General features: G+C 38.1%; 7 protein-coding genes. All 7 read right to left on the bottom strand.

The window, feature by feature from the left end; all coding sequences use genetic code 11:
• Nucleotides 1-361 precede the first annotated feature (361 nt).
• The 7 genes from racE to AC6CHV_RS25160 all read right to left on the bottom strand — a co-directional run bounded on the left by racE (nt 362) and on the right by AC6CHV_RS25160 (nt 6,134).
• Complete coding sequence (racE, locus tag AC6CHV_RS25190) at nt 362-1,156, bottom strand: glutamate racemase (RefSeq protein ID WP_341330694.1); 795 nt, start codon at nt 1,154-1,156, stop codon at nt 362-364.
• A 10-nt stretch (nt 1,157-1,166) separates the two neighbouring features.
• The gene (locus tag AC6CHV_RS25185) at nt 1,167-1,625 is read right to left on the bottom strand and encodes a MarR family transcriptional regulator (RefSeq protein WP_121447663.1); all 459 of its coding nucleotides are present in this window, start codon (nt 1,623-1,625) and stop codon (nt 1,167-1,169) included.
• A 233-nt stretch (nt 1,626-1,858) separates the two neighbouring features.
• Nucleotides 1,859-2,083 carry a spore germination transcription factor GerE gene (gene gerE / locus AC6CHV_RS25180; RefSeq protein ID WP_010678342.1) on the bottom strand — a complete coding sequence of 75 codons (225 nt, stop codon included), beginning with the start codon at nt 2,081-2,083 and terminating at the stop codon, nt 1,859-1,861.
• 173 nt (nt 2,084-2,256) lie between these two features.
• A complete protein-coding gene (locus AC6CHV_RS25175) occupies nt 2,257-2,712 on the bottom strand; it encodes an acyl-CoA thioesterase (protein WP_341330693.1) in 456 nt (151 codons plus the stop codon).
• Between the two features lie 159 nt (nt 2,713-2,871).
• A complete protein-coding gene (sdhB, locus tag AC6CHV_RS25170) occupies nt 2,872-3,630 on the bottom strand; it encodes a succinate dehydrogenase iron-sulfur subunit (RefSeq protein WP_341330692.1) in 759 nt (252 codons plus the stop codon).
• A 1-nt stretch (nt 3,631) separates the two neighbouring features.
• A complete protein-coding gene (gene sdhA / locus AC6CHV_RS25165; RefSeq protein ID WP_341330691.1) occupies nt 3,632-5,392 on the bottom strand; it encodes a succinate dehydrogenase flavoprotein subunit in 1,761 nt (586 codons plus the stop codon).
• Nucleotides 5,393-5,525: 133 nt separating this feature from the next.
• Nucleotides 5,526-6,134 carry a succinate dehydrogenase cytochrome b558 subunit gene (locus AC6CHV_RS25160; protein ID WP_341330690.1) on the bottom strand — a complete coding sequence of 203 codons (609 nt, stop codon included), beginning with the start codon at nt 6,132-6,134 and terminating at the stop codon, nt 5,526-5,528.
• Between the last annotated feature and the right edge of the window lie 226 nt (nt 6,135-6,360).

Raw genomic sequence — 6,360 nt, 5'->3', positions numbered from 1 at the left:
CGATGACCTTTGCGTGAGGGTATGATTAACCTCTTTGCTTCCCCCCACTTGGACGATGACCTTTGTCTGAGGGTACGATTATCCTCTTTGCTTACCCTCACTTGGACGATGATCTTTGCGTGAGGGTACGATTATCCTCTTTGCGTACCCTCACTCGGTCGCGAACCTTTGCCTGAGGGTACGATTATCCTCTTTGCGTACCCTCACTTGGACGATGACCTCTGCCAGAGGGTATGATTAACCTCTAATATTTTTTGTTCCCGAAACTACCTTCAATATCTTCACATTAAAATAAAATCCAGTACATCTCCTTATTTTTATGAAACAAAAAAAGCCCCATCCGGGACTTTTTTCTCTACTCCTACAATTTCACCGATTTCACATTATACACTGGTTCTTCAAACCAGTTGCTGGCGATTTGTTGGAAGATTTCTTTTTCCCCTGTTGTGAGGAACAGGTGGCCATTTTTTGACGTTTTTTTGTTCAGTAGTCCACTATAGAATAGCACGGTACTCACTTCACGGGCTGTCTCTGCGCCTGAATCAATTAGTTTGATTCCATTTCCCAAATAGTTCTGAATGGTTTTATGAAGTAATGGATAATGGGTACAACCAAGAATCAAGGTGTCGATTTCTTTCCCCCTTAAGACCTCTAGGGATTCGGCCACAATTTGTTCGGCATGGGGACCAGCGAATTCTCCTGCTTCGACGATTGGAACAAATCGTGGGCACGCGAGACTTTCGACATTGATTTGATTGTTGATTGATTTTAGAGCGTCAACATAGGCACCACTTTCGATCGTGTTGACAGTGCCGATAACTCCTACATAATTATTTTTTGTAACCTTTAGGGCGGTTCTTGCTCCTGGGTAAACGACACCGATTACTGGAATTGAAAGTTCAGCTTGAATTTCATCCAACACGAGCGCAGTCGCCGTATTGCATGCTATGACAAGCATTTTAATTTTATGTGACAATAAATAGTTCGTCAGCTCCCATGTAAACTGACGAACTTCGTCTATAGGTCTTGGTCCATATGGACACCTGGCATTATCACCTAAATATATAATTTCTTCATTTGGTAATTGTCTAATTATTTCCCGAGCAACGGTTAAACCGCCAACCCCTGAATCGATAACTCCGATTGGTCTGTTCAAAAGATTCGCCTCATTCTACTCGCATTTCTTGATGTAATTTTCTAAGACTCTTTTCGAGTTGGGTAACTTCTTCAGCAGAGAAGTTTTCCATGATTTCATGTAGGTAATCTTGTCTTTTCTTGATTACCTCTTCGATAATACGTTCACCTTCTTCAAGTAAATGAATTCGAACGACACGACGATCTTTTGGATCTTTTACGCGCATTACTAGCGAATTTTTTTCCATGCGATCTACAAGATCTGTCGTCGTGCTGCATGCTAAGTACATTTTATTTGATAATTCACCAATTGTCATGTCTCCAAGTTCAAGTAACCATTGAAGAGCTATAAATTGGGGTGTTGTAATTGTAAAGTTACTTAGGATTTCTCGGCCCTTTTGTTTAAGTAAGCCCGAGATAAAACGAAGTGATTTTTCGATATCTGCGATTACTTGGTAGTCTTTTGTTTCATTGCTCTCCTTAACAGTCATTACATCCTCTCCTAGTAAAATGTTAGTGGTAAAATCCAACCGATTTTTCTTCTATTACAGTTGCTTCATTGTATGCAAAATGTAAAGACGTATCGCTTAAGAAAAAAATCTATATTATTCTTATTTTCTACTTTTTTCGCGTAAAAAGCAAGTTGAAGTTATTTAGGAAATATGTAAAATGCACTAAATAAGTAACCGGCTACCTTACAAGAGTAAAGGGTAGCCGGTCATACTTAAAGTTCAAGTTCTCCCATACGAAGGAGCTCTACAACTGCTTGAGAACGCCCCTTTACTCCCAGCTTCTGCATCGCATTCGATATGTGGTTACGAACTGTTTTTTCGCTTATGAATAGTTCACTTGCGATATCTTTCGTTGTTTTGTCTTGAACTAGTAATTCAAAAACTTCTCTCTCTCTTTTTGTTAGTAGCGGTTTTGGTTGAAACTCTTTCTCCTTCAAGTATTGTAACCCTCCTTGCTAAGGTTCGAGCTGAACTACTGGATGGGTATATATTTAGTCACCATATAATATGAGAAGGAGAGTGTTGCTGTGACTGTTAAAAGGCCGATATGTAGACTTTTTTGCGTCTATTTTTAGATGTATTGGTATTTTTGATTAATTTGACTCATATATTATAGGTTAATTGGATTTAACATTTGTTTCATCTCTTCAGACCAAGGCTCTCCTTTTCCCGTTTGCTTTGACATTTGAACAAGCGTACTTCTGCCGACAAAACAAACGGCTCCTTCCTTATCTTTAGCCATATAATGGATATCCATTGAGGAATTGCCTAATTGATTTATTTTTACATAAAGTTTAAGCTGTTCTCCGAAATAGACTTGTTTCAAATAATCACATTGTTGGTTTGCAACTACCGGGATTGTGTCGCTGGATTTGTCAGTCCACCTTTGCATAAACCCTACATGGTTAAAATATTGAATTCTTGCTTCCTCAAAGTAAGCAAAGGGGACTGTGTTGTTTAAATGTCCAAACATATCTGTTTCGGAAAAGCGTACCTGAATTGGTTGAAAAAATTCAAATGTATTCTCCCAAGACTCAAATTCATCGATATACGTAATATGCTTCATTCCAATAGCTCCCTTACATAAGATTATTCAAATTGCAGTTAAGTGGTGCGTTATTCTAATGGGGAAATTTTATGCCTGATTAAGAGGTATACTTCTAAAAACTCTTCGTAAAAAAAGCACCCCTCCATATGACATGAGGGAGTGCTTTCAATATTTCTATTAGACTTGGTCACTACCAAACATATTTCTGAATGCTTGGATAGATGTATCTCTGTTTAGTGCTGCAATTGAAGTAGTGAGTGGAATACCTTTTGGACAAGACTGTACACAGTTTTGTGAGTTACCGCAGTTTGCAAGGCCTCCATCTCCCATAATTGTTTCTAAACGTTCAGCTTTATTCATTTCACCAGTTGGATGTGCGTTGAATAAACGTACTTGTGATAATGGTGCTGGACCAATGAAATCAGATTTGCTGTTAACATTTGGACATGCTTCAAGACAAACACCACATGTCATGCATTTTGATAATTCATATGCCCATTGACGCTTTTTCTCTGGCATACGAGGTCCAGGGCCCAAGTCGTATGTTCCATCGATTGGAATCCAAGCTTTTACTTTTTTCAATGAATCAAACATTCTACTACGGTCAATTTGTAGGTCACGAACGATAGGGAATGTCTTCATTGGTTCAAGTTTAATTGGTTGTTCAAGCTGGTCAATAAGTGCTGAACATGATTGGCGAGGTTTACCGTTGATAACCATTGAACATGCACCACAAACCTCTTCCAAACAGTTCATATCCCAAGTAATTGGAGCAACTTGATTTCCATTTATATCTACCGGATTACGACGGAATTCCATTAATGCAGAAATTACGTTCATATTTTTACGGTAAGGAACCTTGAATTTAATTACATATGGTTCAGAATCTGGAGTATCCTGACGAGTTACATGAAATTCAACTGTTTTTTCACTCATCTTACTTTGCCTCCTTATTCTTAGTATAGTCACGTTTACGAGGTGCGATTAATGAAGTATCTACGTCTTCATAATGGAATGCAGGCGCAGTATCCTTCCCAGTAAATTTAGCCATCGTAGTTTTTAAGAAGTCCTCATCATTACGATCAGGGAAATCAGGTTTATAGTGTGCTCCACGGCTCTCGTTACGGTTATATGCACCAATTGTAATTACACGTGCTAGTTGTAGCATATTTTGTAATTGACGAGTAAATGTAGCACCTTGGTTGCTCCATTTAGATGTGTCATTGATGTTGATGTTTTTGTAACGTTCCATAAGCTCTTGAATCTTTTCATCAGTCTTTAATAGCTTGTCATTGTAACGAACAACTGTTACGTTATCTGTCATCCACTCACCAAGTTCTTTGTGAAGGATGTATGCATTTTCAGTACCATCCATTGACATGATGTTATCCCATTTTTCTTGCTCTTGTTTTACATGGTTATCGAAAACAGTTGAAGAAATGGAATCTGTACCTTTTTTAAGTCCCTTGATGTAATTAACTGCGTTTGGACCAGCAACCATACCACCGTAAATAGCTGATAATAGGGAGTTAGCACCTAAGCGGTTTGCTCCGTGCTGTGAAAAATCACACTCTCCTGCAGCAAATAATCCAGGGATATTCGTTTGTTGATGATCATCAACCCATAATCCACCCATTGAGTAGTGAACTGCAGGGAAGATTTTCATTGGAACTTTACGTGGATCATCACCCATGAATTTTTCATAGATCTCAATAATTCCACCTAATTTAATATCAAGTTCTTTTGGATCTTTATGAGAAAGATCTAGATAAACCATGTTTTCACCATTGATACCTAGTTTCATATCTACACATACATGGAAAATTTCACGTGTTGCAATATCACGAGGAACTAAGTTTCCGTATGCAGGATATTTCTCTTCTAAGAAGTACCAAGGCTTTCCATCTTTATATGTCCATACTCGTCCACCTTCACCACGAGCGGATTCACTCATTAGACGAAGTTTGTCGTCTCCAGGAATTGCTGTTGGGTGGATTTGGATAAATTCACCGTTCGCATAATATGCACCTTGTTGGTACACGATTGATGCAGCAGATCCAGTGTTGATAACTGAGTTTGTAGTTTTACCAAAAATAATTCCAGGGCCTCCAGATGCCATAATAACAGCATCAGCAGGGAATGATTTAATTTCCATTGATTGAAGATTTTGCGCTACGACACCACGACAAATTCCTTCGTCATCTTGGATAATTCCTAAGAATTCCCAACCTTCGTATTTTGTAACTAATCCTGCTACTTCGTGACGTCGAACTTGCTCATCTAATGCATAAAGCAATTGTTGACCAGTTGTTGCACCAGCGAATGCAGTACGATGGTGTTGAGTTCCCCCGAAACGACGGAAATCAAGTAAACCTTCTGGTGTACGGTTAAACATAACACCCATACGGTCCATTAAGTGAATAATTCCAGGTGCTGCTTCACACATCGCCTTAACTGGCTTTTGGTTAGCTAAGAAGTCTCCACCATATACTGTATCATCAAAGTGGATCCACGGAGAATCCCCTTCACCTTTTGTATTAACTGCACCGTTTATCCCACCTTGTGCACAAACAGAGTGAGATCGTTTTACAGGTACGAGTGAAAATAAATCAACTTGTGTTCCTTCTTCAGCAGCCTTGATGGTAGCCATTAACCCAGCTAGTCCACCACCAACTACGATAACTTTTCCTTTACTCAAAGTTACTCACTCCCCAATAAAGAGATCGTTCAAATGTCATACTAGTGAACGGTCAAATTTTAAAAGATCAATTACGCATTGACATATTTGCGCCCGATTTTATCGAGCTTACTTGAAAATTTTCTTTGAAAAATTAAACGAATGCAAGGATTGTAGACACACCTACGTATGTTAACGCTATAAAAATAATCATTGTTACATATGTTGCAATTTTTTGAGAACGAGGAGTTACCGTTAATCCCCAACTTACTGCAAATGACCAAAGACCATTAGCAAAGTGGAAGATGGTAGAGATTATCCCAACTAGGTAGAATGTAATCATCCAAGGTGAACTCAAGATATTCTCCATCATATTAAAATTAACTTCCGCACCAAGAGCTGCGGCAATTCTTGTTTCCCATACATGCCATGCAACAAAAATTAGAGTAATTATACCGGACACACGTTGTAGTGCGAACATCCAGTTACGGAAAAAGCTATAATTGCTCACATTGTTTTTTGCTGTAAAGGCAATATAGAGACCGTAAATTGCATGAAATAATAATGGTAAATAAATAACAAAAATTTCTAAGAAAAGTTTAAACGGAAGACTTTCCATAAAGTGAGTAGCACCGTTATAAACCTCTTCTCCTCTTGTCGCAAAATTATTCACAACTAAATGCATCACTAAAAATAAACCTACAGGAATTACACCTAATAATGAATGAAGTCTGCGATTTAAAAATTCACGATTACCAGCCATACTTTAACCCCCCTTAGTAATTAAACGTGCCCACATGGCACTCCGTTATAATGTTTCATCCTGTATAATTATGTAAAAGGACGATATAAAAACTGACAACTGAAAACCTTTGCAGGAATCTACAAATTTATTTATTGTAGATAAATAGACAAATACTGCAACTGATTTTCTTTTATCAGTATAATGTAACAAATTCATTTTACTCCCATAAAGCAAGAGCGTCAAG

The sequence above is a fragment of the Ferdinandcohnia sp. GQ5 genome (genome assembly GCF_059759275.1).
This window is presented reverse-complemented; position numbering and strand designations above follow the sequence as displayed.

Excerpts from the sequence above, each read along its gene's own strand:
- AC6CHV_RS25185 (WP_121447663.1), bottom strand. The coding sequence starts at position 1,625 with ATGACTGTTAAGGAGAGCAATGAAACAAAAGACTACCAAGTAATCGCA.
- AC6CHV_RS25175 (WP_341330693.1), bottom strand. The coding sequence starts at position 2,712 with ATGAAGCATATTACGTATATCGATGAATTTGAGTCTTGGGAGAATACA.
- sdhB (WP_341330692.1), bottom strand. The coding sequence starts at position 3,630 with ATGAGTGAAAAAACAGTTGAATTTCATGTAACTCGTCAGGATACTCCA.
- AC6CHV_RS25160 (WP_341330690.1), bottom strand. The coding sequence starts at position 6,134 with ATGGCTGGTAATCGTGAATTTTTAAATCGCAGACTTCATTCATTATTA.